We start from the raw sequence: 26778 nt of genomic DNA, 5'->3' as shown, positions 1-26778 counted from the left end.
GACGGAAGGGACCTGACTCATGGGAGCGCAGCTCCGGGTCTACAAGCGTCGCATCAAATCCGTCACCGCGACGAAGAAGATCACCAAGGCGATGGAGATGATCGCCGCCTCGCGTGTCGTCAAGGCGCAGCGCAAGGTGCAGGCGTCGACTCCGTACGCGACCGAGCTGACGCGCGCGGTCACGGCGGTGGCCACGGGTGCGAACGACAAGCACCCGCTGACCACCGAGGCGGAGAACCCGATCCGCGCCGCGGTTCTGCTCCTCTCGAGCGACCGCGGTCTGGCCGGTGCCTTCAACTCCAACGCCATCAAGGCGGCGGAGAAGCTGACGGCGAAGCTGGAGGGCGAGGGTCGCGAGGTCACCATCTACGTGGTGGGCCGTCGTGGCATCGCGCACTACAACTTCCGTGAGCGGAAGCTGGCCGGCTCGTGGACCGGGTTCACGGACCAGCCTTCGTACGGCGACGCCAAGACGATCGCGGCTCCGCTGATCGAGGCGATCGAGAAGGACACGGCGGAGGGTGGTGTGGACGAGCTCCACATCGTCTACACCGAGTTCGTCTCGATGATGACGCAGACCGCGGTCGAGGCCCGGCTGCTGCCCCTCAGCCTCGACGAGGTGGCGAAGGAGGCGGGCGACTCGGACACGCTTCGTCCGCTGTACGACTTCGAGCCGTCGGCGGAGGACGTCCTCGACGCCCTGCTGCCGCGGTACGTCGAGAGCCGGATCTACAACGCGCTGCTCCAGTCGGCTGCTTCCAAGCACGCCGCCACGCGACGCGCGATGAAGTCGGCGACCGACAACGCGGGAGACTTGATCAACAACCTCTCCCGACTTGCCAACGCGGCCCGCCAGGCCGAAATCACCCAGGAAATCAGCGAGATCGTCGGTGGCACCGCAGCCCTGGCCGACGCGACCGCGGGGAGTGACAAGTAATGACGACCACTGTTGAGACGGCCGCCGCCACGGGCCGCGTCGCCCGGGTCATCGGCCCGGTCGTCGACGTGGAGTTCCCCGTCGACGCGATGCCGGCGATCTACAACGCGCTGCACGTCGAGGTCATGGACCCGACCGAGGAGGGCGCGACCAAGACGCTGACCCTCGAGGTCGCCCAGCACCTCGGTGACGGCGTCGTCCGCGCCATCTCCATGCAGCCCACCGACGGTCTGGTCCGCCAGGCCGCGGTGACCGACACGGGCACGGGCATCACCGTCCCGGTCGGCGACGTCACCAAGGGCCGCGTGTTCAACACGCTCGGTCAGGTGCTGAACGCCGACGAGTCCACCGTGGCCGACGCGCCGCGCTGGACGATCCACCGCAAGGCCCCTGACTTCGACCAGCTCGAGTCCAAGACCGAGATGTTCGAGACCGGCCTCAAGGTCGTCGACCTTCTCACCCCGTACGTCAAGGGTGGAAAGATCGGTCTGTTCGGTGGTGCCGGTGTCGGCAAGACCGTTCTGATCCAGGAAATGATCGTCCGTGTGGCCAAGCTGCACGACGGTGTGTCGGTCTTCGCGGGCGTCGGCGAGCGCACCCGCGAGGGCAACGACCTCATGGTGGAGATGGAGGAGGCCGGCGTTCTGGACAAGACCGCGCTGGTCTTCGGCCAGATGGACGAGCCCCCGGGCACCCGTCTCCGCGTGGCCCTCGCCGGTCTGACCATGGCGGAGTACTTCCGCGATGTGCAGAAGCAGGACGTGCTGTTCTTCATCGACAACATCTTCCGCTTCACCCAGGCCGGTTCCGAGGTGTCGACCCTGCTCGGCCGTATGCCCTCCGCGGTGGGTTACCAGCCGAACCTGGCCGACGAGATGGGTCTCCTCCAGGAGCGCATCACCTCGACCCGTGGTCACTCGATCACCTCGATGCAGGCGATCTACGTCCCCGCGGACGACCTGACCGACCCGGCTCCGGCCACCACCTTCGCCCACCTCGACGCGACGACGGTTCTCTCCCGTCCGATCTCCGAGAAGGGCATCTACCCGGCCGTGGACCCGCTGGACTCCACGTCCCGGATCCTGGACCCGCGCTACATCGCGCAGGACCACTACGACGCCGCCACGCGCGTCAAGGGAATCCTGCAGAAGTACAAGGACCTCCAGGACATCATCGCGATCCTCGGTATCGACGAGCTGAGCGAGGAGGACAAGCTCGTTGTCCACCGCGCCCGCCGTGTCGAGCGCTTCCTGTCCCAGAACACCCACGCGGCGAAGCAGTTCACCGGTGTGGACGGTTCGGACGTTCCGCTCGACGAGTCGATCGCCGCGTTCAACGCGATCTGCGACGGTGAGTACGACCACTTCCCCGAGCAGGCGTTCTTCATGTGCGGTGGCCTTGAGGACCTCAAGGCCAACGCCAAGGAGCTCGGCGTCTCCTGAGCCCCGTGCTCTCCCGAGGGGGGCGGGATCGGTCCCGCCCCCCTCACCACGCCCACTAGAATTGACCCCAACACCCGGCACGACCGCCGGGTGGTGACCCGAGGAGCCACCCTTGGCTGCTGAGCTGCACGTCGAGCTGGTCGCCGCGGACCGGAGTGTCTGGTCCGGCGAGGCCACCCTGGTCATCGCGCGTACCACCTCCGGCGACATCGGCGTCATGCCCGGCCACCAGCCGCTGCTCGGTGTGCTGGAGTCGGGCCCGGTGACCATCCGTACCAGTGAGGGCGCGACTGTCGTCGCCGCCGTCCACGGTGGATTCATCTCGTTCGCCGACGACAAGCTGTCTCTGCTCGCGGAGATCTGCGAGCTGGCGGACGAGATCGACGCCCAGCGCGCCGAGCGCGCGCTGGAGCGTGCGAAGTCGGATTCCGACGCGGCCGCCGAGCGGCGCGCCGATGTCCGGCTGCGCGCGGTAGCGGTCCGCTGACGGTCCGCGCAGAGTAGTGCCCTCAGCCGCGGCACGGCTGGAATTTTCCAGACCGTGCCGCGGCTGAGGCGATGCAGATGCAGGTTGTATTCGGTTCTGTCGGCGGTGCCGGCTACGGGACGCAGCGAGGAGGTCGGTGAAGATGTTCCTCGCTCTGCTCGTGTGCGGCCTGGTCGTCGCACTGGTGGTGATCGGGCTCTTCGTCTTCGGCTTGCGCCGGAGGCTGATCCAGCGTGCCGGCGGCACCTTCGACTGCTCGCTGCACTGGAACGTCCCGGACGAGCCGGATCCGAGCGGCAAGGGGTGGGTGTACGGCGTCGCCCGCTACAGCGGCGACGAGATCGCCTGGTTCCGGGTCTTCTCGTACGCGCCCCGTCCGCGCCGGGTCCTGGAGCGTTCGTCCATCGTGGCCCTGGAGCGCCGGATGCCGGAGGGCGAGGAGGAACTCGCGCTGCTCTCCGAGATGGTGATCCAGCCCTGTATGTACGAGGGCGTCCGCCTGGAGCTCGCGATGAGCGAGGACGCCCGGACGGGTTTCATGGCCTGGCTGGAGGCGGCGCCGCCCGGTCAGCGGGTCAATGTCGCTTGAGTTCCCTGTCGCGTGAGGAAGCGGGGGTCGGCGTGCTGCGCCGGCCCCCGCTTCGTCGTGTCCCCGTGGGGGGCTAGTTCAGACCGGTGTTGATGGCGCCGACGAGCTCGCCGTTGGTGGTGTCACCGCTGAACTCCCAGAAGAACGCTCCGCCGAGGCCCTGGTTCTTGGCCCAGCTCATCTTCGAGTTCACGGTGGCGGGGGTGTCGTAGCTCCACCAGTTGCTGCCGCACTTGGCGTAGGCGGTGCCCGCGATGGTGCCGGTGGACGGGCAGGAGGTCTTGAGGACCTTGTAGTCCTCGATGCCCTGCTCGTAGGTGCCCGGGGCCGGGCCGGTCGCCGTGCCGCCGGGGGCGGCCTGGGTGACGCCGGTCCAGCCGCGGCCGTAGAAGCCGATGCCGAGCAGCAGCTTGTTGGCGGGGACGCCCTTCGCCTTGAACTTGGCGATCGCCTCGGCGGAGTTGAAGCCCGCCTGCGGGATGCCGGAGTACGAGGTGAGGGGGGAGTGCGGGGCCGTCGGGCCCTGCGCCGCCCAGGCGCCGAAGAAGTCGTACGTCATGACGTTGAACCAGTTCATGTACGGCGCGGCGCCCGCGTAGTCGGCGGCGTCGATCTTGCCGCCGGCGGAGGCGTCGGCCGTGACGGCCGCGGTGACGAGGTAGTTCGCGCCGAACTTGGCCCGCATGGCCTGCATCATGTTCTTGAAGGAGGCGGCGCCGCTGGTGTCACAGGAGAGACCGCAGGAGTTGGGGTACTCCCAGTCCAGGTCGATGCCGTCGAAGACGTCGGCCCAGCGCGGGTCCTCGACCAGGTCGTAGCAGGACTGTGCGAAGGCGGCCGGGTTCTGTACGGCCTGGCCGAAGCCGCCGGACCAGGTCCAGCCGCCGAAGGACCAGAGGATCTTGATGTTCGGGTAGGCCTTCTTCAGCTTGCGCAGCTGGTTGAAGTTGCCGCGCAGCGGCTGGTCCCAGGTGTCGGCGACGCCGTCGACGGACTGGTCGGCGGTGTAGGCCTTGTCGTAGTCGGCGTAGGCGTCACCGATGGTGCACTTGCCGCCCTGGACGTTGCCGAAGGCGTAGTTGATGTGGGTGATCTTGGAAGCGGAGCCCGAGGTCACGATGTTCTTCACGTGGTAGTTGCGCCCGTAGACGCCCCAGTTGGTGAAGTAGCCCATCTTCACCGCGTTGGGGAGCGGCTGGCCGCCACCGCCGCCGGTGGTGCGGACGGGGGTCGCGCCGGAGTCCGGGCCGGTCTGGTCGATGGTGTCGCGGGCGACGACCGTGTAGCGGTAGTCGGTGCCGGCGGTCAGACCCGTGTTGGTGTAGGTGAGGCCGGTGACGGTGGCGACGGTGGTGCCGTCGCGCTTGACGTCGTAGTTCTTGATGCCCTTGTCGTCGGTGGCCGCGGTCCAGGTGAGCTTCACCGAGGTGTCGGTGATGTCGGAGGCGACGGGGGTGCCGGGGGCCGAGGGGGCGTTGTCGCCGGGCTGGCTCGTGCCGTCGCAGGCGGCGCCGTTGATCTTACAGCCGCTGGGGGCGCCGGGGCCCGCGCCGTTGTAGCCGAAGGAGATGGAGGCGCCGGGGGCGAGGGTGCCGTTCCAGCCGACGTTCTTGGCGGTCCAGTGGGTGCCGGAGCTGGTGACGGTGGCGTCCCAGGCGGAGGTCACGGAGGTGCCGGCGGGGTAGTCCCACTCGACGGTCCAGGAGTTGATGGTGGTGGTGCCGGTGTTCTTGACGGTCCAGCTGGCACCGAATCCGGTGCCCCAGTCCTGGGTCTTGGTGTACGTGGCGGTGGCCGAGGTGGCCGCTTCGGCGGGTGTGGCGAGGCCGACCATGGCGGCGAGGGGCAGGATCAGGGCGGTGAGGCCGGCGGCGGCCCGGTGTCTGAACCCTGTTCTGCGCGTCGGTGCTTGAGTGCTCAACGGTGCTCCTCAAGTTGCGGACGGACTTGTGTGGTGGGGGTGGTCCGGTGGTCCGTGAAGATGCGCGCGCCCCGCGAGCGTAGGAAGGTCTGGACCAATCGTCAAGAGGTCCAGACCAACGTCGCCGATGTCTTCTCAGACGCCCAACTCCTGTGCCAGGACCGCAGCTTGGACCCTGCTCCGCAGCGCCAGTTTCCCCAGCACCTTGCTGACGTGGGTCTTCACCGTCGCCTCCGCCATGTCGAGCCGTACCGCGATCTCCGCGTTCGACAGGCCCTGGCCGAGCGTCGACAGGACCTCCCGCTCCCGGGGCGTCAGGACATCGAGCACGGAGGGGTCCGTCTTCGCCGTCGGACGCACCGGTGCGCCCGTCGCCGCGAACTCCGCGATCAGCCGCCGGGTCACCGCGGGGGCGATCAACCCCTCGCCCCGCGCCACCGTCCGGACCGCCTCGATCAGCTCCCGCGCCTCCGCGTTCTTCAACAGGAAGCCCGACGCCCCCGCCCGCAGTGCCCCGAAGACGTACGCGTCGAGATCGAAGGTCGTCAGGACCAGCACATCGGCGAGCCCCTCCGACACGACGATCCCGGTCGCCGTCACCCCGTCCATCCGGGGCATCTGCACATCCATCAGGACCAGATCGGGACGCAGTTCACGGGCCAGCTCCACCGCCCGCTCGCCGTCCGCCGCCTCGCCGACCACCTCGATGTCCGGTGCGCTGCCCAGGATGAGCACAAGCCCCGCCCGTACCGCGGACTGGTCCTCGGCGACCACCACCCGCACTGTCATGCCCGCTCCTCGTCGTTCACGTCCATGGGCAGTTCCGCCCTGACCCGCCACTGCTTCCGTCCTTCGCGGTCCGTCACCGGACCCGCATCGAACACGCCTCCCAGCAGGTCCGCCCGCTCCCGCATCCCCACCAGACCGGCGCCCGAACCGGGTGCCGTCGGGCCGGGGCGCTCCCCGCGCGGACTCGTCACCTCGACAGTAAGGGCCGCCTGCCCGCCGCCGAGCACGACCCGGACCTCGCCCGGTGCCGCGTGCTTGAGCGCGTTCGTCAGGGACTCCTGCACGATCCGGTACGCGGCGAGCTCCACCGGCGCCGGGAGGACGGCCGTGGAATCGCGGCCGTCCTCCAGGACGAGGTCGAGACCGCTCGGCCCGGCGTTGGCCCGCGCCTGGTCGACCAGGGCGTCCAGACCGGCGAGCGTGGGCGCGGCGGCGGGCTCCGAGTCCCCGCTGCTGTCCCGGAGGAGGCCGATGAGCCGCCGCATCTCCGAGAGGCCGGCCACACTGTTCTCCCGGATCACGCCCAGCGCCTGCCGGGTGGTGGCCGGTTCGTCGATCGACATCGCCGCGGTGGAGTGGATCGCGATGGCCGAGAGGTGGTTGGCGACCATGTCGTGCAGCTCGCGCGCCATCCGCGCCCGCTCGGCCACGACGGCCTGCGAACGGTCCATCTCGGCGAGCAGCGCGGTCTGCTCCGCGCGGAGGAGGGCGGCGTCGGCGGCCTGGCGGTGCGTGCGTACGACCGCGCCGGTCAGCGCGGGCAGGAACGACACCATGCCGGTGAGCAGGCCGATCACCAGGGCGATCGCGTTCTGCCACCAGACGAGGAAGCCGATCGTCACGCCGATCGTGATGAGTCCGGTCGTGTAGGGGATGCGCCGCGCGGCGGCGGCCGACCCGTAGACCACGGCCGCGTAGACCAGGTCCGTGTACATAAGCGCGGTCACGAGCGTGCCGTAGGTGAACTGGTCCGCGACGAGAGCGACCGTGCCCACGGCCAGGGCAGTCCGCGGCATCGTCCGGCGGACGGCCACCAACGCGGCCATGACGAAGAGCGGGATCAGGGTCGCCCAGCGCGCGGTGATCATCCGGTCGGTCTGGGTGTGCAGCCCGAAGGACCACATCAGCAGACCGATGGCGAGGCCTCCGGCGGCCATGAGCAGGTCGACGCGGTGGGGTCGGGGGAATGTCACGTTCCCATCCAACACGGCCCGCCCGCCCCGGGCCTCGCCGTCCTGGGCGATCCGCTCCTCCGTCGAAGGATGTAGGCGTACTTCGTCATCGGCGACGACGATCCCGCCCGGCCGCCGGGGGACGCTGAGGGAGTACCGAAAGGGGAACCGTCGTGATCGTCACGCTGATCGTCATCTGCGAGGTGGGCTTCTGGGTCCTGCTGGCCGCCGGCCTCGCCGCCCGCTACCTCCTGAAGATGCCCCGGACGGGTATCGCGCTGCTGCTCTGCGAGCCGCTCCTGGAGGTCCTCCTCCTCGTCGTCACCGCGATCGACCTCAAGAACGGCGCCGACCCCAGCTGGAAGCACGGCCTCGCCGCCCTCTACATCGGCTACACCGTCGGCCACGGCCACCGCACCGTGAAGTGGCTCGACGGCCACGCCGCCCACCGCTTCGGCGGCGCGCTCCGGCCCCCGAAGCCTCCGCAGTACGGGATGGCCCGCGCCCGCCACGAGGGCAAGGTCTGGCTGGGCTCGGTGACGGCGGCGGCCGTCGCCTCGGGACTGCTGCTCCTGGCCGCCCTGTACGTCGGCGGGGACGGGAACACCGACAGCCTGTACGGCTGGATCTTCGTCGCCTGGCGGGCGGCGGGCATCCACGGCCTGATCGCGCTCAGCTACGCGATCTGGCCGCGGAAGGCCCCGGAGGGAGCGACCTCAGCGGTCCCCGCCCGGGACCCAGAGCACGTCCCCGACCTCCTTGTTCGCCGTCCGGGCAAGGATGAAGAGCAGGTCTGAGAGGCGGTTGAGGTACGTGGCGGTCAGGGCGTTCATCGTCTCGCCGTGCACCTCCAGGGCCGCCCAGGTGGAGCGCTCCGCCCGCCGGACCACCGTGCACGCCTGGTGCAGCAGCGCTGCCCCGGGCGTGCCGCCCGGCAGGATGAAGGAGCGCAGCTTGTCGAGCTGCTCGAGGAAGAGGTCGCAGTCGGCCTCCAGCTTGTCGACGTACGACTGCTCGACCCGCAGCGGCGGGTACTTCGGGTCCTCGACCACCGGGGTGCAGAGGTCCGCGCCCACGTCGAACAGGTCGTTCTGCACCCGGACGAGCACCTTCACGACCTCCGCGTCGAGCTGCCCGAGGGCGATCGCCGTGCCGATGGCGGCGTTGGCCTCGTTGGCGTCGGCGTAGGCCGAGATCCGCAGATCCGTCTTGGCGGTCCTGCTCATGTCGCCGAGCGCCGTGGTGCCCTGGTCGCCGGTACGGGTGTAGATGCGCGTCAGATTGACCATGGGCCCAGCCTAGTGAGGCGATGGCCTTCCGGAACGTCCGTGTGCCGACCGTCACGGCGAGCCCCTCCGCGAGGTCCCGCGAGGCCCTCGTGCTCCTCGACGGGGTCGAGGAACCGCTGGAGCGAGAAGGTGCCGGACCACGCGGTCCGGCAGGGCCGACGGAGGCGCCGGGAGCTCCGGACCGGCGACGCCGGGGAGCGGCCGCCGCGCGCCCACGCCCGGGAGAGAGGGGCGGAGGTGCCCGAACGGGGTGCTGCGAGTGTGACGTCCGTCAAACAGGGCGTGACGCGCATTACTTCACGGTCACATGACGGCTCCCGACCGCTAATCTCCGCCGAAGAGCCAGAAGTGAACAGGCGTTAAGGGGTGGAACATCGTGGCCAGGAAGCTCGCCGTCATCGGGGCCGGACTCATGGGATCCGGCATCGCGCAGGTCTCGGCACAGGCGGGCTGGGACGTCGTCCTGCGTGACGTCACCGACGCCGCCCTCACCCGGGGCACCGACGGCATCAAGGCGTCGTACGACCGGTTCGTCGCGAAGGGCAGGCTGGACGCCGCCGACGCCGAGGCCGCGCTCGGCCGCATCACCGCCACCACCGAGCTCGAGGCCGTCGCCGACGCCGACATCGTCGTCGAGGCCGTCTTCGAGAACCTCGACGTCAAGCACGAGATCTTCCGCTCGCTCGACAAGGTCGTCAAGGACGGCGCGGTCCTCGCCTCCAACACCTCCGCGATCCCGATCACCAAGATCGCCGCGGTGACCGGGCGCCCCGAGTCCGTCGTCGGCGTCCACTTCTTCTCGCCGGTCCCGATGATGCAGCTCGTCGAGCTCGTCCGCGGCTACAAGACCAGCGACGAGACCCTCGCCGCCGCCCGGGAGTTCGCCGAGTCCGTCGGCAAGACCTGCATCGTCGTCAACCGCGACGTCGCCGGCTTCGTCACCACCCGCCTCATCTCGGCCCTCGTCGTCGAGGCCGCCAAGCTCCACGAGTCCGGCGTCGCCACCGCCGAGGACATCGACATCGCCTGCAAGCTCGGCTTCGGCCACGCGATGGGCCCGCTCGCCACCGCCGACCTCACCGGCATCGACATCCTGGTGAACGCGGCCAACAACATCTACACCGAGTCCCAGGACGAGAAGTTCGCGGTGCCCGAGGCGATGCGCCGGATGGTGGACGCGGGTGACATCGGCCGCAAGAGCGGGCAGGGCTTCTACAAGTACTGAGCCGTACCCGCCACCCCGCCTCACCCCGTGGGGTGAATTTCGGTATCGGTTCGCTGACAAGGCGCAACGTATCTGCCGGTGCGGCAGTCAGTTGTTGCGAAGACGGAGCACTCTCGGGGAGCGCATATGCACATCAGGGGCGACCATGTCGAGCTGGTCGTCGGGGGCCGCCTCGACGTCCGGAGCGCGGCGGACGCCCGTACGGTCCTGCACTCGGCCGTCGACGACGGCGTCGGAGACCTGGTGCTCGACCTGACCGGCCTCGACTCCTGGGACGCGACCGGGCTCGGCGTCATCATGGGCGCCCACCGCCGCGCGGGCCGCTGCGGCCGGCGGCTCGTCCTGCGCGGCGTGCCGCCCCAGATGCAGCGGCTGCTCGTCGCGACCAAGCTGCACCGCATCCTCGCCATCGAGGGCGGCCTCGCGCTGGAGTCCCTGCCCCGGGTGTGACCACCCGGAGCGGGGCCTGCCCGGACCGGGACGCCGACCGCCGGCGGTTCGGCGCGGACCGTGACGCCGCCCGCGAGCGGGGACGACCCGGACCGGGACGACCCGCGGCGGCGCGCCTGTGAAGCCGCTGTGTGAACCAGGCGTCACGCTCAATCCTCACAAGACCGTGACGACTGGGTCTCCTGGGCACCCCACCTGTTCCCGAGCGCCTGACCACGGTCTAGGGTTCGGTCGCCTGCACATTGACGGACCCACCCGGCGGGCACCGGACACCGCTTCTTGGGGGCTTGGACCATGGACCCGATCAACCGGGGGCCGGAGGAGTACGGACACGACGGCGAGGGCGACGACGCACGCCAGGGACGAGGCACCCCCGCCCCGGCCCCCGCACCCGCACGTGCCCGCGTCGTCCGGCTCGTCTCCGGCGACCTGCTCGTCACCGTCAACCCGGTCGACGGCAGCGAGATCGAACCCTGCCCGCCCGGCCACGAACCCGCGGCCCCCCGCCCCCTCACCGCCGAGGAGCGCGCCGAGGCCGCCCGCGCCGCCGCCCCGCCCGTACCACCGGGCCCGGCCGCGCCCACGCTGCCGCTCCTCGAACGCCAGGAGGAGCGCGAGCGCCTCGTCGGCATCCTCGGCCGCGGCCGTTCCGCCCGTCTGACCGGCCCCGCCGGATCCGGCCGCACCGCCCTCCTCGACGCCGTCGCCGCCGACTGCGCCGACCTCGCGCCCGACGGAGTCGTCCGGCTCTCCGGCCACCACCGCACCCCGGCCGAACTCCTCCACGAGCTGTTCGCCGCCGTCCGGTACGCCCCGGACCACCGGCCCGGCCGAACCGTGCTGCACGACCGGCTCCGCGAGATCGGCGCCGTCGTGGTCGTCGACGACCTGGAGTTCGGCGGCGCCGCCCTCGACGAGTTCCTGGCCGCCGCCCCCGAGTGCGCCTTCCTGCTCGCCGCGGGACCCGACACCCCCGCCCCCTCCGCCGACGCCCACGTCGAGGACATCCACCTCGCCGGCCTCGGCCGCGGTGCCGCGCTCAAGCTCCTGGAGAGCGCCGTCGGCCGCACCCTCACCGACGACGAGGCCAACTGGGCCGGCGACCTGTGGTTCGAGTCCGAGGGCCTGCCCCTCCGCTTCGTCCAGGCCGGCGCCCTGCTCCGCCAGCGCGACCGGCTCCGCGTCACGCCCGCCGAGTTCGACGCCTTCGGCGCCCTGGAGGAGGCCTTCGGGCCGACCGACCCGGAAGCGGCCGCGGTCGCCGCCGCGGCGGCCTTCGACGGAGTCGACGACCCCGACGTCGAACTGCGCGAGATACCCCTGCCCAGCCTCGGCGAGGGCGCCGCCCCCGCCGCCCTGCTCGCCTCCCGCCTCAGCCGCTCCGCCCAGACCGCGCTGCGCTTCGCCGTAGCCCTCGGCGGCGAGGTCCCGCACCAGGCCCATCTGCCGGCCCTCGTCGGCGACACCCACGCCGACGCCGCTCTCGGCGAGCTGCGGGCCTGCGGCCTGCTCTCCCCGGTCGGACCCCGCTACCGGCTCGCCGCCGGGGTCCTCACCCAGCTCCTCGCCCAGGGGTACGGGCCCGGCGACGCTGCCGCCGACCGCGCCCACACCGTCGCCCAGCACTACGCCTGGTGGGCCGCCCACCCCTCCGTCACCCCCGAGCGGGCCGCCGCCGAGTCCGACGCCCTTCTCGCCGCCCTGTCCGCCCTCGTCACCGGCACCGGGGGCACCCCCGAGACGGAGGCCGAGCACCGCGCCACCGCCGTCCTGCTCGCCCGCGCCGCCGCCCCCGCCTTCGCCGCCGGACTGCACTGGGGCGCCTGGGAGCGGGCCCTGCGCGCCGGACAGGAGGCCGCCCGGCTCACCGGCGAGGTCGCCGAGGAGGCCTACTTCCACCACGAGCTCGGTGTCCTCGCCCTGTGCGCCGGAAACCTGGAGCGGGCCCGCGCCGAGCTGGAGGCCTCCATCGGCATGCGCGGCGTGCTCGCCGACAAGCGCGGCACCGTCGCGGGACGCCGGGCGCTCGCCCTGGTCGCCGACCTCTCCGGGGAGCACGCCGCCGCGGCCGCGACCCGCGCCGAGGAGCCCGTCTCGCCGCCCCGCGGCATTCCCTCCCTGCGCGGCCCCGGCCGCAGACCGGCCCCCGAGCCCTTCCCGACTACGACGCCGGCAGCGCTGCCGGCCGGAGCCGCGGGAGCCGTGGGCCCGACCCCGCCGTCCGGCGGACCCGGGCGAGGCCCGGCGAAGGCATCGATGCCGGCGTTCCCCGACTTCGCCGACGAGGGCCCGACGCTCATCACCCGCCCCGACACCGCCAAGGGCGCGGGCCGCCCGAGCCTCAAGGGCGGCATCATCGACGGCGCGCGCCGCAACCTCGCCGCCGTCGGCGCGGGCGCGCTCCTCGTCGCCGTCCTCGGCACCGTCGTGACCCTCGGCGCCACGTCCGGCAACGGCGAGGACCCGGCCACCAACCGCGTCACCTCCGACAGCACGGCCACCGGCGACACCACCGACGACGGCACGGACGGCGAGGAGCAGCCGGACGAGGGCGACGCGGGGGAGCCCGGTGAGACCGGTGAGCCCACCCGCTCCGGCTCCCCGAGCCCCTCCGCCTCGGGGAGCACCTCCCCGTCGGACCCGTCGGACTCGGGCACCCCTGGCAGCTCGGGCACCCCGTCGTCCTCGGACCGCCCGTCCACCACCCCGCCGCCCACGACGACGACGGCCCCGCCGACGGGCTCGACCACGCGGCCGCCGCGGCCCACGACGACGCCCCCGAAGCCGTCGTCGACGACACCGAAGCCGAACCCGACGACGACGACCCCGCCGCCGGTGACGACGACGCCGCCGGAGCCGACGACGGATCCGCCGACCACCTCCCCGACGAGCGAAGAGGAGAACAGCCCCAGCATCTCCGCCTCCTCGTCCCTCGGCGGCCCGCCCGCCCCGGGCGACGCCACCGGCTCCCCGTCGCCCGCCTGACGGCGGTCCCGCCGGAGTACGACGAAGGCCCCGGGCGCGTTCCTCGCACCCGGGGCCTTCTCCGTACCGCCGTCGCCGTCCGCTAGAACAGCCGCAGCTTGTCGTCCTCGATGCCCCGCATCGCGTTGTAGTCCAGGACCACGCAGCCGATCCCGCGGTCGGTCGCGAGGACCCGGGCCTGCGGCTTGATCTCCTGCGCCGCGAAGACGCCCCGCACCGGGGCGAGGTGCGGATCGCGGTTGAGCAGTTCCAGGTAGCGGGTCAGCTGCTCGACGCCGTCGATCTCGCCGCGCCGCTTGATCTCGACCGCGACCGTCGCGCCGTCCGAGTCGCGGCACAGGATGTCCACGGGGCCGATCGCGGTCGGGTACTCGCGGCGGATCAGGGTGTAGCCCTCGCCGAGGGTCTCGATGCGGTCGGCGAGGAGTTCCTGGAGGTGTGCCTCGACGCCGTCCTTGATGAGACCGGGGTCCACACCCAGTTCGTGCGAGGAGTCGTGGAGGATCTCCTCCATCGTGATGATCAGTTTCTCGCCCGCTTTGTTGATCACGGTCCAGATGCCCGCCTCGCCGTCCGCACCCTCCTTGAGGGTGCACGGCGGGGACATCCAGTTGAGCGGTTTGTACGCCCGGTCGTCCGCGTGGATGGAGACACTGCCGTCTGCCTTGATGAGGATCAGACGGGGCGCGGAGGGCAGGTGGGCCGTGAGCCGGCCCGCGTAGTCCACGGAGCAACGGGCAATGACGAGACGCATGGTCGCCAACGCTACAAGACGGGCGCTCTTCCGCGCGATTCGGGCATCACCCGGACCCCCTCTGGGCATGATCCTGAGCCGAACACCCGTCGGTTATCAGCCGGTTGTGCTCCCCATCTCCTGGTGCGTGCAGGACTGCGCGCTTACCGTGGAAGCTGGAGGTCGTCGTCCGTGCACGCTGCGTGGCGGGCGGCCCGGCCTTCGCCCTGCCCGCAAGACCCCGTCCGCGGGGTCGCGAGAGGAGAACCCATGTCGCTCGACGTCTCACCGGCACTGTTGGAACAGGCCGAGCGAGGCGAGGTCGACGAAGCCGACTTCGTCGACTGCGTCCGGACCTCCCTGCCCTACGCATGGGAGATGATCAGTTCTCTGGTGGCCCAGCTGAAGGTCGACGGCGGAGAGTTCGCCGACAACCAGACGCCGCCGCCGAATGAGCAGGCACGTGGTCAGCTGCTGCGCGCGCTCGCGAGCGACGCCATTCGTGGTGCGCTGCAGCGGCATTTCGGGGTGCGTCTCGCCTTCCAGAACTGCCACCGGGTGGCGGTCTTCCCGCTGGACCCGTCGGTGGACGAGCGGCTTGCCCGCTTCACGTCCGTACGAGGGCAGCTGCTGAACCAGTCGCCGGAACTGCGCGACTGCTGAGACATGGTGCTGCCGCTCCCCATCGCGGGAGACGCGATCGATGCGTGTCGACGCGCATCGCCGCGCGGAGATGCCGGAGCGGCAGCACGGCTCCGCCCTGAGCCCGTACGGTTCGCACTTGCGTCCGTACGGTCAGACGAGCAGCGGCAGGACCTCCGCGCCGAGCCGCCGCACGTTCTCCTCGGTCGACGCGAGGTCGCCCGTGCCCTCGGCGAGCAGGGCGAAGCGGGTGATGCCCGTGCGCTCCGCCGTCGCCGCCAGCCGGTCCGCCGCGCGCCGGGGCGTGCCCACCGGGTGCAGTCCGCACAGCAGCTCCGTGTACGCGACGGGGTCCCGCATCGCCCGGTGCCGGCCGTCGACCGTCACATGCGCGTCGAGGCCCTGCTTCAGCCAGCCCGGCATCGCCTTCACCAGCGCCTCGGCCGCGTCCGCGCCCCGGTCCGCGAGCTGTGCCACGCCCGCCGACACGTGGTGGGAACCGATCCGCGCGATCTCGTCCGGGTCCCGCCCGGCCTCCCGTGCGCAGCGCGCCCAGGCCGTGACCATCTCGGCCTTCTCCTCGTCGCCGCAGTGCATCCCGAGCAGCATCGGCAGTCCGCGCTCGGCGGCCAGCCGCACACTCCTCGGCGACGTGCAGGCCACCACCACCTCGGGGGCCGGGTCCCCGCCGATCAGCTCGTCGGCGCGGGGCACCACCGGTACCTCGCGGAAGGCGAACCGTTCTCCCTCGGCGCCGACACGGGGCTCGGAGAGCCAGCGCAGCAACAGGTCGAGCGATTCGGGGAAGCCCTTCTCGTACGCCCCGAGGCCCGCGCCGAAGACCTCCAGGTCGACCCAGGGGCCGCCCCGGCCCACCCCGAGGGTGAACCTGCCGCCCGAGGTGAGGTGCAGCAGCGCCGCCTGCTCGCCCAGGGCGACCGGGTGGACGTTCGGCAGCACGCTCACCGCCGTCCCCACCCGCAGCCGCCGTGTGCGGCCCAGCAGCAGCGCGGCCAGTGTCACGGCCGAGGGGCAGACCCCGTACGGCACGAAGTGGTGCTCGGCCAGCCAGACCGAGTCGAGGCCCGCCTCCTCCGCGACCTCGGCGGTCCGCACCGCCCGGTGCAGGGCCTCACCCTGCCCCTGACCCGGGAACTGGGCTGCCAGAACGAACGTACCCACGCGCATCGCCTTGTGCCTCCTCTGCGGCCGACGCGTAACTCCCCTCGCACTGGCACCAACGTCTGACACGTGCCAAAGGCAACGGCCGTTCATGAAGTTCTTGCGATTTTCGTCTAAGCCGTCGCGGACGGGGCCCGGGGCACCGCATCGCGGCCCGTAGGCTTGAGGGAACGGTCCGTGTTCCCAGACCCCGTGAGGTGTGCCCGTGTCCCCGCGCCACAACCGTTCCCGAGGCGGCGAGAAGCCCGAGCAGCAGCAGGAGGGCGACCACGGCGACCGGTACGGCGGCGTGCAGCGCACCGAGTCCTGGCAGGGCGAGGAGTGGTACGTCCGCCTCGTCGCCGGGGCGAGCGCGCCCGGCAAGCGCTACCGCTGCCCCGGTTGCGACCAGGAGATCCCGGGCGGCGCCCCGCACGTGGTCGCCTGGCCGGAGTACGGGGGAGTGGACGACCGGCGGCACTGGCACAAGGCCTGCTGGAACGCGAAGGACCGCCGCACCAGCAGGGTGCAGCGGTCCCGGAACGCGCCGAAGTACTGAGCCGACGTACAAAGACGCGGGCCTGGGCCAGGGGCGGTCACACGTCCCGGTTGTTCAGCAGCGCGTAAGCGCCGGCGAGCGCGACCCCGGCCACCCCGGTCATGATCAGCAGCGGCTCCCAGCCCGACGGGCCGTCGTCCCCGAACGGCGGCTGCGCCGCGTACAGCGAGATCATCTGCGAGGGGATCGCGTAGGTGAAGAGCGCCTCCTGCACGGACTTCAGCGCCTCGGAGAACATGAACAGCGCGGCCACCAGCGGCAGCAGCAGCAGACCGATCATCACCGTGATCGCACCGGCCGAGTGCCGGATCAGCGTGCCGAGCGCCAGCGAGAGCAGCCCGAGCATCGCGAGGTAGGCGCCCGCGCCGACCGTCGCCCGCAGCCACTCGCCGGCCGTCGGGGCGTCCGCCGTGTCCACCAGGGCGACCTGCCCCGCCCCCACGAGCGCGGCGACCACGGTGGTGACCGTGAAGACGAGCAGGAAGAAGACGATCGCCTTCGCCGTGAGCACCCGGGCCCGGCTCGGGCAGGCCGTCAGCGTCGTACGGATCATGCCGGTGCCGTACTCGGAGGCGATGGTCAGCACCCCGAGGGTGATCACGCAGATCGAGGCCGGAAGCATCCCGAAGAAGCCGAAGCCGAGCGCGGACTCGTCGCCCATCGGGGCCTCGGAGCTCGCGGCGATCGCCGCCACTCCGAGGCCGATGACCAGCATCAGCAGGATCATGACCCCGAGCGTCCACAGCGTCGAACGCACCGAACGGATCTTCGTCCACTCGGAGGCGAGGGCGTCACCGAGGTTCGCCCGGCGGACCGGGATCGGCGAGACGTAGGAGTGCGGCGCCGGAGCGTGGTGCTGGGCGGGGGCGGTCATCGGGCGTCCTTGGGGGTGTCGCTCGGCTGGGGGGTGCCCGGCTGCGGAGCGGCCGGAGAGGCGTACGGGCCGGGCGCGGGCGCCTGGCCGGGAGCCCCGGCGTAAGGATTCTGTCCGGGCGGCGGCGGGGCGTACCAGCCCTGCTGCGGCACGTCCTGCACCACCGGCTGCGGCGGCATGCCGTACCCCGGGTGGCCGGGCTGCTGCGGCGGCTGGAGGTGCGCGAGCCGGTCGTCGGTGGAGCGGTAGTCCACGGCGCCCTGCGTCAGGCGCATGTACGCCTCCTCCAGGGAGGCCTGGTGCGGGGACAGCTCCCAGAGCCGTACGTCCGCACCGTGCGCGAGGTCGCTGATCCGCGGCAGCGGCAGGCCCGTCACCCGCAGCGCGCCGTCCGGCTCGGACATCACCTGGCCGCCGGCCTCCATGAGAGCCGCCGTCAGCTTCTCCCGCTGACCCGGATCGGTCTGGGGGGTCCGCACCCGGGCGAAGTCGGCGGAGTTCGCCGAGATGAAGTCCGTGACGCTCATGTCCGCGAGCAGCTGCCCACGGCCGATCACGATCAGATGGTCGGCGGTGAGGGCCATCTCGCTCATGAGGTGGCTGGAGACGAAGACCGTCCGCCCCTCGGCGGCCAGCTTCTTCATCAGGTTGCGGACCCAGAGGATGCCCTCCGGGTCCAGGCCGTTGACCGGCTCGTCGAAGAGCAGCACCTGCGGGTCGCCCAGGAGCGCCGCCGCGATGCCGAGCCGCTGGCCCATGCCGAGCGAGAAGCCCTTGGAACGCCGCTTGGCGACGTCCTGGAGGCCGACCACGCCGAGGACCTCGTCGACGCGCTGCGCCGGGATGCCGGCGAGCTGCGCGAGCGACAGCAGATGGCTGCGCGCGCTCCGCCCGCCGTGCACGGCCTTGGCGTCGAGCAGCGCGCCGACCTGCCGGGGCGCGTTCGGCAGCTGCCGGAAGGGGTGGCCGCCGATCGTGACATGTCCCGCGGTGGGCCGGTCGAGGCCCAGGATCATGCGCATCGTGGTCGACTTGCCCGACCCGTTGGGCCCCAGGAACCCGGTGACGACACCGGGCCTCACCTGGAAGGAAAGGTTGTACACGGCCGTCTTGGCGCCGTAGCGCTTCGTCAGGCCGACTGCCTCGATCATTCTCCAGCCCCATCGACAGGTCGGTCTCATCCATGTCGGGGCCGTGGCGGCCGAAGGCCGAGCCCCCCGTATGAGCTAGGAGCTTATCCAGCCGTTGACGGTTCCGGCGAAGTGGAGACGACCTCCGGGCCCGCTCCGGGGGGAACCTCAGGGTTCTCCCCCAGGGGGCCCGGACGGCTCAGGCGTCCCGCTTCTTCAGCACCAGGTAGCCGCCGAGCAGCGCGGCCGCCACCCAGAGCACCATGATCCCCAGTCCGGCCCACGGGCCGTACGGAGCCGGCTCCGAGTTCATGGCGTCGGGGATGACCCGCATGATCTTCGCGCCGGCCTGGTCCGGGAAGTACTGGGCCACCTCCTTCGCCTTCGGCACCGCCGAGAGGATGTTGGAGACCAGCAGGAGGAACGGCACCAGGATGCCGAGCGACAGCATTGACGAGCGCAGCATCGCCGCCACGCCCATGGAGAACAGGGCGATCAGCCCCATGTAGAGCCCGGCGCCGAACACGGCGCGCAGCACGTTGTCGTCACCGATCGAGGCGCTGTGCTCGCCCAGCAGGGCCTGCGACAGGAAGAAGGTGAGGAAGCTCGTCGCGAGACCCACGGCGAACGCGAGCCCGCCCGCCACCGCGATCTTCGAGAAGAGGAAGGTCGCGCGCTGCGGCACGGCCGCCAGCGAGGTGCGGATCATGCCGGAGGAGTACTCGGTCCCCACCACCAGGACACCGAAGACCACCATCGCCAGCTGGCCCAGGACCATCCCGGAGAAGCTGACCAGGGTGGGGTCGAAGGTGACCCGCTCCGCCTCGCTCAGATCGTCGAAGGTGGAGCTCACCAGGGCGCTCAGCCCCGCGCCCATCGCCACCGTGACGAGGAAGGCGCTCGCGAGCGTCCAGACGGTCGACGAGACCGTCCGGATCTTGGTCCACTCGGACTGCAGGACCGCGGATGCCGCTGCCATCGTTCAGGCTCCCTGGGAGGTCTTGCCCCACTGGGGGCCGGGCGCCGGAGCGCCACCGTGTACATCGGTGCCGTGCGCGTGGTACTCCACCGCACTGGCCGTCATCTGCATGAAGGCCTCTTCGAGCGAGGCGCGCTGGGAGCTCAGCTCGTGCAGCACGAGCCCGTTCTCGGCGGCGAGTTCACCCAGCTTCTCGGTCGTCGCCCCGTCCACCTCGAGGGTGCCGTTGCCCGCCTCGACCGCGATGAACCCGTGCGTGTGCAACAGGTCCCGGAGCCGCTCCTGCTGCGGAGAGCGCAGCCGTACATAACTCCGGGAATTCTCCTGGATGAAATCCGCCATCGACGTGTCGGCCAGCAGCTTTCCCTGTCCGATCACGATCAGATGATCGGCTGTCAGGGCCATTTCACTCATCAGATGGCTGGAAACGAAGATCGTCCGGCCCTCGGCCGCCAACGCCTTCATCAGATTACGGATCCAGTGAATTCCCTCGGGGTCCAGACCATTGACGGGTTCGTCGAACATCAGGATCTCGGGATCGCCGAGCAACGCCGAGGCGATGCCGAGCCGCTGCCCCATACCGAGGGAGAAACCCTTCGACTTCTTCTTCGCGACCGGCGTCAGACCCACCAGGTCCAGCACCTCGCTCACCCGGCGCTCCGGGATGCGGTTCGACTGCGCAAGACACAGCAGGTTGTTGTACGCCGAGCGCCCCCCGTTCATGGCCTTGGCGTCGAGCAGCGCGCCGATGTACTTCAGCGGCTCCTCGAGCTCCCGGTAGTGCTTGCCGTCGATCCGGACCGTCCCGCTCGTCGGGTTGTCCAGGTCCAGCATCATCCGCATCGTCGTGGACTTGCCCGCCCCGTTGGGCCCGAGGAAGCCCGTGATCACCCCAGGACGCACCTGGAAGGAGAGATGGTCGACCGCGGTCTTCGCCCCGTATCGCTTGGTCAGGCCCTCAAGCTCGATCATGAGTCCCAACCTACGGGCGCGCAAAACCCCCCGCCACCGGAATGACAGGGGGTCTGGGGAACGCTACGAACTCGTTACCGGCTGTGCGTCAGGTCGACGGCCACGACGCGGACGGCCGTACGGGGGGCGGCCGTACACGGGGCGGGCGTCAGCGCGACTGCTGGGCCGGAACACCCGCCGGACGCTCGTCGTCGATCGGCGAGCCGGCCGCCGCCACCGCGGCACCGGTCAGCGTCGCCAGCATCTCGCGGACGTTGGTCAGCTGCGCGTTGATCGAGTCCCGGCGGTTCGTCAGCGCCGCCAGCTCGCGCTCCGATTCGCTGCGGATCCGGTCGGCCTTGGCGTTCGCGTCGGCCACGATGTCCTCGGCCTGGCGCTGCGCGGTCTCCACCGTCTGGCGGGCCCGGCGCTCCGCGTCCGTACGCAGCTTCTCGGCCTCGAGGCGGAGCTGCTCGGCGCGGTGCTCGATCTCGGCGAGGCGCTTCTCGGCCTTGGCCTGACGCGAGGCCAGGTCGCGCTCCGACTGCTCGCGGCGCTTGGCCAGGTTGGTCTCGAAGTCCGCGGCGGCCTGGGCGGCCTTGGCGCGGGTCTCCTCGAAGAGGGCGTCCGCCTCCTCGCGCTTCGACTGCGCGTCCTTCTGCGCCTCGGCGCGCATCGTGTTGGCCTCGCCCTGCGCCTTCTCGACGATGCGGACGCCCTCGTCCTCGGCCTTCGACTTGCGCTCGGCCGCGAAGGACTCCGCGTCGTTGCGCACCTGCTGGGCGGCCGACTCGGCCAGCTCGCGGTGCTGCTCGGCGGCGCGACGGGCCTCCTCACGCAGGTCCTTCGCCTCCTCCTCGGCGAGCCGGAGGATCTTCTCGACCCGGGCGCCGAGCCCCGCGTACGACGGCTCGGCGTCGGTGACCTGTGCCTGGGCGTTCTGCGTCTCGAGGTGGAGTTCCTCGATGCGCTTCTCCAGGGAGGTGATGCGGGACAGTGCACTGTCGCGGTCGGACACGAGCTTGGTAATGCGGTCGTCCACCTGACCGCGGTCGTAACCGCGCCGCACGAGCTCGAAGCCGAAGGGGGAGGATGTGTCGCTCATGGGTTTCCTGTCGAATGAGACCGGTGAGGTGTTAGAGGGAATCCTAGGGGCCGAAGCGGCGTGTCATCGAGCGTATGCCCGTTTGATCTGGAGAATGTCCAGCCTTTTGAGTGGCTAGCCGTCCTGAGGCTTGCCACTCGAACGAGTGGAACCCGCTGACGCACCCGCCTTGACCCCATCCTTCGTACCGGCGGACGGGGTCTCGAAAGACTCCAACGCCTCCAGCACGTCCTGGACACGGGAGATCTCGGCATTGATGTCCTTGCGGCGCCGCACGAGCACCTCCAGTTCGCGCTGACCTTCCTCGATCGTCGTCTCCGCCTCGGCCCGGGCCTCCGCCAGCGTCCGCTCGGCCTCGGCCTTGATGCCCTCGGCCTCCGCGACGAGCGAGGCCTTCTTCTGCTCGGCCTCCTTGAGGAGCGCCTCGGCCTTGCGGACCGCGGCGATACGGACCTTGCTCGCCTCCGAACTCGCCTCGGAGACCAGCTCCTTGGCCTTCGCGTCGGCCTCGGCCCGCTGCTCCGTCGCGGCCTTCATCAGGTTGTCGACCCGCTCGCCCGCCGTCTTCATCTGCTCGGCGCTCTCGCGGCGCGCCCGCTCGTGCAGCTCCTCGATCTCGCCCTCGATCCGGCCCCGCAGCTCCTCGGCGCGCTCCCTTATGGCCGTCGCGTCGCCGCGTGCCCCGACCAGGAGTTCGTCCGCGTCCGTACGGGCCTTCTCCACCTGCGAGTTGCCCTCGATGGTCGCCTCGGCGACGATCCGCTCGGCCTCCTTGCGGGCCGCGCCGACCATCATGTCGGCCTGCGCCTCGGCCTCGGTGGTGGCCCGCAGCGCCTCCTCCTGGGCCTTGCCGATGAGCTGGTCCGCCTGCTCGGCCGCGTCCGAACGCTTCCGGGCGCCGGCCTCCCGCGCCTCGTCGAGCGTCCGGTCCGCCTCCTCGCGGGCCTCCGCACGCATCTGCTCGGCGGCCGCCTCGGCGTCGGCCCTGAGCCGCTCCGACTCGGTACGGATCCGCTCGGCGTCCTGCTGGGCGGAGGCCACGGTCGCCTCGGCCGCGGCGCGCGCCTCCGCCGTGACGGAATCGCAGAGCTCGCCGGCCTCGCGGGTGAGCCGTTCGGCCTCCGCGGTCGCCTCGGCGGTGAGCCGTTCGGCCTCGGCGGCCGTCTCGCGGGTGAGTCGCTCGGCCTCCGAGGTGGCTTCGGCGAGGAGGGCGTCGGCCTGTTCTGCGGCGTCGCTGCGGCGCTTGTCGGCGGCCTTGCGGGCCTCGTCGAGGACCTGCTCGCCGTCGGCCAGGGCGGCGTTCCGCAGGGCCTGCGCGTGTGCCTCCCCGTCGATCTTGACCTGTTCGGCCTCGGTGCGGAGGCGTCGGGCGTCCTGTTCGGTGGTCTCCATGAGCTCGACCGCCTCGGCGGTGAGCCGTTCGGCCTCGGCGGCCGTCTCGCGGGTGAGTCGCTCGGCCTCCGAGGTGGCTTCGGCGAGGAGGGCGTCGGCCTGTTCTGCGGCGTCGCTGCGGCGCTTGTCGGCGGCCTTGCGGGCCTCGTCGAGGACCTGCTCGCCGTCGGCGACCGCGGCCGCCCGCAGCGCCTCCGCGTGCGCCTCCCCGTCGGCCTTGACCTGTTCGGCCTCGGTGCGGAGGCGTCGGGCGTCCTGTTCGGTGGTCTCCATGAGCTCGACCGCCTCGGCGGTGAGCCGTTCGGCCTCGGCGGCCGTCTCGCGGGTGAGCCGTTCGGCCTCCGAGGTGGCCTCGGCGAGGAGGGCGTCGGCCTGCTCGGCCGCGTCGCTGCGGCGCTTGTCCGCCGCCTGACGGGCCTCGTCCAGGACCTGCTCGGCCTCGGCGGCGATCCGGTCCGCCTCCGCACGGGCCTCGCCGACGACCGACTCGGCGCGCTCGGCGGCCTCCGAACGGATCCGGTTCGCGTCGTCGCGGGCGTCGGCCCGGGTACGGGCCGCGTCCTGCTCGGACGCGGCGAGCGAATCCGTCACCTCGGTGCGGACCCGCTGCGCGTACTCGGCGGTGTCCGACCGCAGCTTCTCCGACTCGGCGATCGCGTCGGCGACCGTCCGCTCGGCCAGCGCCTTCGCGGCGTCCGTCTCCTCCTGCGCGCGCGTCCGCGTGCGGGCGGCGTCCTCCGACGCCCGCTCCCGCTCCTCGTACGCGTCGGCGCGGACCCGGTCCGCCTCCTCCTGCGCCTCGGAACGCGTCCGCTCGGCCGCGTGCTCGGCGGCGCTGCGCAGCCCGGCGACCTCCTCCTCGGCCTGCTCGCGCAGCCCGGCGACCGAGTCCCGAACCTCCTGGGCGGTCTGCTCGGCCGCGGTGACCATGTCGGTCGCCCGCGCGTCCGCCTCCTCGACCAGGCGCTGCGCCTCGACCTGCGCGTCCTCGACGCGCTTGCGGGCCGCGGCGAGCAGCTCCTCGGACTGCGCGCGGGCGTGCTCGCGCTCCCGGCCGGCCTCGGAACGGGCCGACTCGAGCGTCTCCTCGGCCTCCCGGCGACGCCGGACGGCCTCCTCCTGGGCGGCGGCCAGCGCCTCGGCGGCCTCGGTGGCCACCCGCTCGGCCGCGGCGGCGGCCTCGGCACGGACCCGGTCGGCGGTCTCCTGGGCCTCCGACCGCAGCCGCTCGGCCTCCTCGGCCGCCTCCTTGCGGAGTCGCCCGGCGGCGCTCTCGGCCTCGGTACGCGTGGTGGACGCGTCCGACGCGGCCTCGGCGCGCAGCCGCTCGGCCTCCTGCTCGGCCTGCTCCTGGAGCGTACGGCTGCGCTCGGCGGACTCGGTCCGCAGCCGCTCCGTCTCCTCGGCGGCCTCGCGCCGGATCAGCTCGCCCTCGGCACGCGCGTCGGTGAGCTCCTCACCGGCCGCCACGACCTTCGCCTCGGCGTCGGTGTGCAGCCGGGTCAGCTCCTCGGCGGCCTCGGCGCGGCGGGCCTCGGCGGCCCGCTCCGCGTCGGCGCGCAGCCCGGCAGCGGTCTCCTCGGCCGCCGCCCTGACCGCCTCGGCCTGCTCCTCGGCCTCGACGCGCAGCCGCTCGGCCTCGGCGCGGGTCCGCTCCAGGGTCTCCTCGGCCTGCGTCCGGAGCGTCTGGGCGCGCTCCACGGCCTCGGACTTGACCCGCTCGCTCTCGGCGCCGGCCTTCGTCCGCATCTCGTCGGCGTCGGTACGGGCCTTGGTGAGGAGCTCCTCGGCGCTGCTGGCCGCCTCCTCGATCTGCTGGACGGCCTCGCGGCGGGCCTCGCCGCGGATCCGCTCGCCCTCCGCGATGGCCTCGGCGCGCAGCTGCTCGGCCTCGCCGCGCAGCCGGCGTGCCTCCTCCTGCAGCTCGACCGTCTTGGCGCGGTACTCCTTGGTGTCGTCCTTCGCCGAACCGAGCAGCTCGTCCGCCTGCTCCTCGGCCTGGGAGCGCAGCCGGTCGATCTCCGCCTCGGTCTCGCGGCGGATCCGCTCGGCCTCCTCGGAGGCCTTGCGGGTGGTCTCCCGGGCGTCGTCGGACGCCTTGGTGAGGATCTCCTCGGCGTTGCGCGCGGCCTTGGCGAGCGCGGCGGCGGAGTCCTCGGCGGCGACCGTACGCGCCTTCTCCGAGGCCTCGGAGACGAGCTTCTCCGCCTCGGCGGTCGCCTCGCGCAGCTTCTCCCCGGCCTCGGCCTTGAGCGCCTCGGCGTCCTTGGTGGCTTCGCCGACGAGCCGGGCGATCTCCGTCTTCGCGGTGCGGGTGCGCTGCTCGTTGACCGACTCGGCGGTGGCGAGCTGCTTGGCGGCGGCTTCCTTGGCCTCGGTGAGGGCCTTCTCGGCCTCCGCGCGTGCGACGCGCAGCTTCTCCTCGGCCTCCTGCATGCGCTGCTCGGCGGCGCGGGAGAGCTCGGTGGCCTGCCGACGGGCCTGGTCGGTCTCGGCGGTGGTGGTCGTACGGAGCTGCTCGGCGTGGCTGGTGGCCTCCTGCGCCTGGCTGGAGGCGGCGCCGAGGAGTCGCTCGGCGTCCTTGCGGGCGCGCAGCAGAATCGCTTCGGCCTCGGCACGGGCGGCCTCGGCCTCGGAGCCGACGCGCCGGCTGGTCTCCTCGGCGAGCCGGGTGGCCTCGGCGCGGGCGGTGGCGAGCGCCTGCTCGGCCTCCGCGCGGGACTCCTCCATGAGACGGCGGGCCTGGGACTCCGTACGGGCGCGGAGCTGCTCGGCCCAGGCGACGTTCTCGTTGACGTGCGCCTCGACGGTCTGCCGGCGCTCGCTGAGTTCCTGGTCCAGCTGCTGACGGCGCTGGACCGCCTCGTTGTGCAGTTCGGCCTGGAGCCGGGACTGGTGCTCGGCGTGCTCCTGGAGGATGCGCTGCGTCTGGGCGCGGGCGTCGCGGAGCTCGCGCTCGGCGTCCTGGCGGAGCTGCTCGGCCTGAGCCTGCGCGTTCCGCAGCAGCTGCTCGGCCTGGTAGCCGATGTCCGCGCTGTCGTAGGCGGGTCGGGACGCGATGGTGCGGCGCGCCTCGTGGAGCTTGGCGCGCAAGACCTCGACCTGGTATCCGAGATCCTCGGCGTGCTGAACGGCCTTCTCGCGCTCGGTCTTCAGCCGGTCCATCTCGGCTTCGAACCTGGCGAGATGGTCGTCTTCAGCTCGGTGGCTCTCCTGGCGTTCGTAGCCCCGCACTGCGCGGTCCATCCTTCCCCGAGCTCTTCGAGCAGGGGAGACCCCAACCCTGGTCGCAACTCCGACGAGCCGCCCTCACGGCAGAGGACGGACCCCCGGGGAATCGTGGCAGATCGGACGACCCCGACATCCCGACTACGGTGCCGCACGGAGCGGCCCCGACCGGCCCCGGCCCGGAGTCGCCCACTCTACCGGGCCAGGAATCCGGAGGTCAGTGCTCCGCTGAGGAGTGGTCAGCCGACGGCTCTGCCGAGGTGACCAGTTCCGTGAGGACGCCGTGGCAGTCCTTGGGGTGCAGGAAGGTGATCCGGGAGCCCATGGAGCCGATCCGCGGCTGGTCGTAGAGGACCCGGACGCCCTTGGAGCGGATGTCGTCGGCGGCGCCGTCCACGTCCGCCGTGCCGAAGGCGATGTGGTGCACGCCCTCGCCGTTCTTGGCGAGCCACTTGCCCACCGCGGAGTCCTCGCGGGTCGGCTCCAGGAGCTGGAGGTACGAGGCCCCGCCGTCCGAGGTGTCGTTGATCTTGAGCATGGCCTCGCGGACGCCCTGCTCCTCGTTGACCTCGGAGTGGAAGACCTCGAAACCGTACGTGGCACGGTAGAACTCGACAGTCTTGTCCAGGTCGAAACAGGCGATCCCGATGTGGTCGATTCGCGTCAGCATGCCTCTAGTGCAGCGCTGCGACGGTGGTTACGCAACGTGCGCGCCGTCACACCGACCGGCCGATGACC

23 protein-coding genes are annotated in these 26778 nt (G+C 71.7%); 10 read left to right on the top strand and 13 right to left on the bottom strand.

The window, feature by feature from the left end; translation table 11 throughout:
* The first annotated feature begins 19 nt into the window (after positions 1-19).
* The 4 genes from ACZ4XX_RS11605 (at position 20) to ACZ4XX_RS11590 (ending at position 3455) form a co-directional block, all read left to right on the top strand.
* Positions 20-937, top strand: a complete 918-nt coding sequence (locus ACZ4XX_RS11605; protein WP_376317027.1) for a F0F1 ATP synthase subunit gamma — start codon at positions 20-22, stop codon at positions 935-937.
* The gene (gene atpD, locus ACZ4XX_RS11600; protein WP_468507737.1) at positions 937-2379 is read left to right on the top strand and encodes a F0F1 ATP synthase subunit beta; all 1443 of its coding nucleotides are present in this window, start codon (positions 937-939) and stop codon (positions 2377-2379) included. The genes ACZ4XX_RS11605 and atpD overlap by 1 nt, the downstream gene beginning before the upstream one ends.
* A 112-nt stretch (positions 2380-2491) precedes the next feature.
* Complete coding sequence (locus tag ACZ4XX_RS11595) at positions 2492-2866, top strand: F0F1 ATP synthase subunit epsilon (RefSeq protein WP_024761909.1); 375 nt, start codon at positions 2492-2494, stop codon at positions 2864-2866.
* Positions 2867-3008: 142 nt separating this feature from the next.
* A complete protein-coding gene (locus ACZ4XX_RS11590) occupies positions 3009-3455 on the top strand; it encodes a DUF2550 domain-containing protein (RefSeq protein WP_266896703.1) in 447 nt (148 codons plus the stop codon).
* 73 nt (positions 3456-3528) lie between these two features.
* Here ACZ4XX_RS11590 and ACZ4XX_RS11585 read toward each other — a convergent pair whose 3' ends face one another.
* From ACZ4XX_RS11585 to ACZ4XX_RS11575, 3 genes are all read right to left on the bottom strand, one after another.
* Positions 3529-5376: a glycosyl hydrolase family 18 protein gene (locus ACZ4XX_RS11585; RefSeq protein ID WP_468507736.1), complete on the bottom strand. Its 1848-nt coding sequence runs from the start codon at positions 5374-5376 to the stop codon at positions 3529-3531.
* 135 nt (positions 5377-5511) lie between these two features.
* Positions 5512-6165, bottom strand: a complete 654-nt coding sequence (locus tag ACZ4XX_RS11580) for a response regulator (protein WP_468507735.1) — start codon at positions 6163-6165, stop codon at positions 5512-5514.
* A complete protein-coding gene (locus ACZ4XX_RS11575) occupies positions 6162-7358 on the bottom strand; it encodes a sensor histidine kinase (RefSeq protein ID WP_468507734.1) in 1197 nt (398 codons plus the stop codon). The genes ACZ4XX_RS11580 and ACZ4XX_RS11575 overlap by 4 nt, the downstream gene beginning before the upstream one ends.
* A 152-nt stretch (positions 7359-7510) precedes the next feature.
* Between ACZ4XX_RS11575 and ACZ4XX_RS11570 the strand changes: the two genes are divergently transcribed.
* Entirely contained in the window at positions 7511-8134 is a 624-nt protein-coding gene (locus ACZ4XX_RS11570) for a hypothetical protein (RefSeq protein WP_468507733.1), read from the top strand.
* Here the strand turns inward: ACZ4XX_RS11570 and ACZ4XX_RS11565 are convergent.
* Complete coding sequence (locus ACZ4XX_RS11565; protein WP_187622544.1) at positions 8054-8626, bottom strand: cob(I)yrinic acid a,c-diamide adenosyltransferase; 573 nt, start codon at positions 8624-8626, stop codon at positions 8054-8056. The two genes, ACZ4XX_RS11570 and ACZ4XX_RS11565, sit on opposite strands and share 81 nt — an antisense overlap.
* 376 nt (positions 8627-9002) lie before the next feature.
* Between ACZ4XX_RS11565 and ACZ4XX_RS11560 the strand changes: the two genes are divergently transcribed.
* From ACZ4XX_RS11560 to ACZ4XX_RS11550, 3 genes are all read left to right on the top strand, one after another.
* Positions 9003-9851 carry a 3-hydroxyacyl-CoA dehydrogenase family protein gene (locus tag ACZ4XX_RS11560; protein ID WP_468507732.1) on the top strand — a complete coding sequence of 283 codons (849 nt, stop codon included), beginning with the start codon at positions 9003-9005 and terminating at the stop codon, positions 9849-9851.
* 126 nt (positions 9852-9977) lie between these two features.
* Positions 9978-10301: an STAS domain-containing protein gene (locus tag ACZ4XX_RS11555; protein ID WP_015036221.1), complete on the top strand. Its 324-nt coding sequence runs from the start codon at positions 9978-9980 to the stop codon at positions 10299-10301.
* A gap of 294 nt (positions 10302-10595) precedes the next feature.
* The gene (locus ACZ4XX_RS11550; protein WP_468507731.1) at positions 10596-13286 is read left to right on the top strand and encodes an ATP-binding protein; all 2691 of its coding nucleotides are present in this window, start codon (positions 10596-10598) and stop codon (positions 13284-13286) included.
* Positions 13287-13368: 82 nt separating this feature from the next.
* Here ACZ4XX_RS11550 and nucS read toward each other — a convergent pair whose 3' ends face one another.
* Positions 13369-14040 carry an endonuclease NucS gene (gene nucS, locus ACZ4XX_RS11545; protein ID WP_359208419.1) on the bottom strand — a complete coding sequence of 224 codons (672 nt, stop codon included), beginning with the start codon at positions 14038-14040 and terminating at the stop codon, positions 13369-13371.
* 249 nt (positions 14041-14289) lie between these two features.
* Here nucS and ACZ4XX_RS11540 point away from each other — a divergent pair, with 249 nt between their 5' ends.
* A complete protein-coding gene (locus ACZ4XX_RS11540; RefSeq protein WP_015036224.1) occupies positions 14290-14682 on the top strand; it encodes an SCO5389 family protein in 393 nt (130 codons plus the stop codon).
* 132 nt (positions 14683-14814) lie between these two features.
* Here the strand turns inward: ACZ4XX_RS11540 and ACZ4XX_RS11535 are convergent, their stop codons facing one another.
* Positions 14815-15849, bottom strand: a complete 1035-nt coding sequence (locus ACZ4XX_RS11535; protein ID WP_468507730.1) for an LLM class flavin-dependent oxidoreductase — start codon at positions 15847-15849, stop codon at positions 14815-14817.
* Between the two features lie 199 nt (positions 15850-16048).
* On the opposite strand from ACZ4XX_RS11535, the gene ACZ4XX_RS11530 reads away from it, so the two are divergent.
* Positions 16049-16381 (top strand): ATP/GTP-binding protein, encoded by a 333-nt coding sequence (locus tag ACZ4XX_RS11530; protein WP_468507729.1) that lies wholly within the window; start codon positions 16049-16051, stop codon positions 16379-16381.
* Between the two features lie 37 nt (positions 16382-16418).
* Here the strand turns inward: ACZ4XX_RS11530 and ACZ4XX_RS11525 are convergent, their stop codons facing one another.
* The 7 genes from ACZ4XX_RS11525 to mce form a co-directional block, all read right to left on the bottom strand.
* Entirely contained in the window at positions 16419-17255 is an 837-nt protein-coding gene (locus tag ACZ4XX_RS11525; protein WP_468507728.1) for an ABC transporter permease, read from the bottom strand.
* The gene (locus ACZ4XX_RS11520; RefSeq protein WP_468507727.1) at positions 17252-18406 is read right to left on the bottom strand and encodes an ABC transporter ATP-binding protein; all 1155 of its coding nucleotides are present in this window, start codon (positions 18404-18406) and stop codon (positions 17252-17254) included. The genes ACZ4XX_RS11525 and ACZ4XX_RS11520 overlap by 4 nt, the downstream gene beginning before the upstream one ends.
* 178 nt (positions 18407-18584) lie before the next feature.
* A complete protein-coding gene (locus ACZ4XX_RS11515) occupies positions 18585-19364 on the bottom strand; it encodes an ABC transporter permease (RefSeq protein WP_468507726.1) in 780 nt (259 codons plus the stop codon).
* A 3-nt stretch (positions 19365-19367) separates the two neighbouring features.
* Entirely contained in the window at positions 19368-20336 is a 969-nt protein-coding gene (locus tag ACZ4XX_RS11510; protein ID WP_468507725.1) for an ABC transporter ATP-binding protein, read from the bottom strand.
* A 148-nt stretch (positions 20337-20484) separates the two neighbouring features.
* Positions 20485-21420: a coiled-coil domain-containing protein gene (locus ACZ4XX_RS11505; RefSeq protein ID WP_187622557.1), complete on the bottom strand. Its 936-nt coding sequence runs from the start codon at positions 21418-21420 to the stop codon at positions 20485-20487.
* Between the two features lie 114 nt (positions 21421-21534).
* A complete protein-coding gene (gene scy / locus ACZ4XX_RS11500; protein WP_468507809.1) occupies positions 21535-26046 on the bottom strand; it encodes a polarized growth protein Scy in 4512 nt (1503 codons plus the stop codon).
* Positions 26047-26257: 211 nt separating this feature from the next.
* Positions 26258-26710 (bottom strand): methylmalonyl-CoA epimerase, encoded by a 453-nt coding sequence (gene mce, locus ACZ4XX_RS11495; RefSeq protein WP_468507724.1) that lies wholly within the window; start codon positions 26708-26710, stop codon positions 26258-26260.
* Positions 26711-26778: the final 68 nt, after the last annotated feature.

The sequence above is a fragment of the Streptomyces sp. NPDC029956 genome, assembly GCF_055574655.1.
This window is presented reverse-complemented; position numbering and strand designations above follow the sequence as displayed.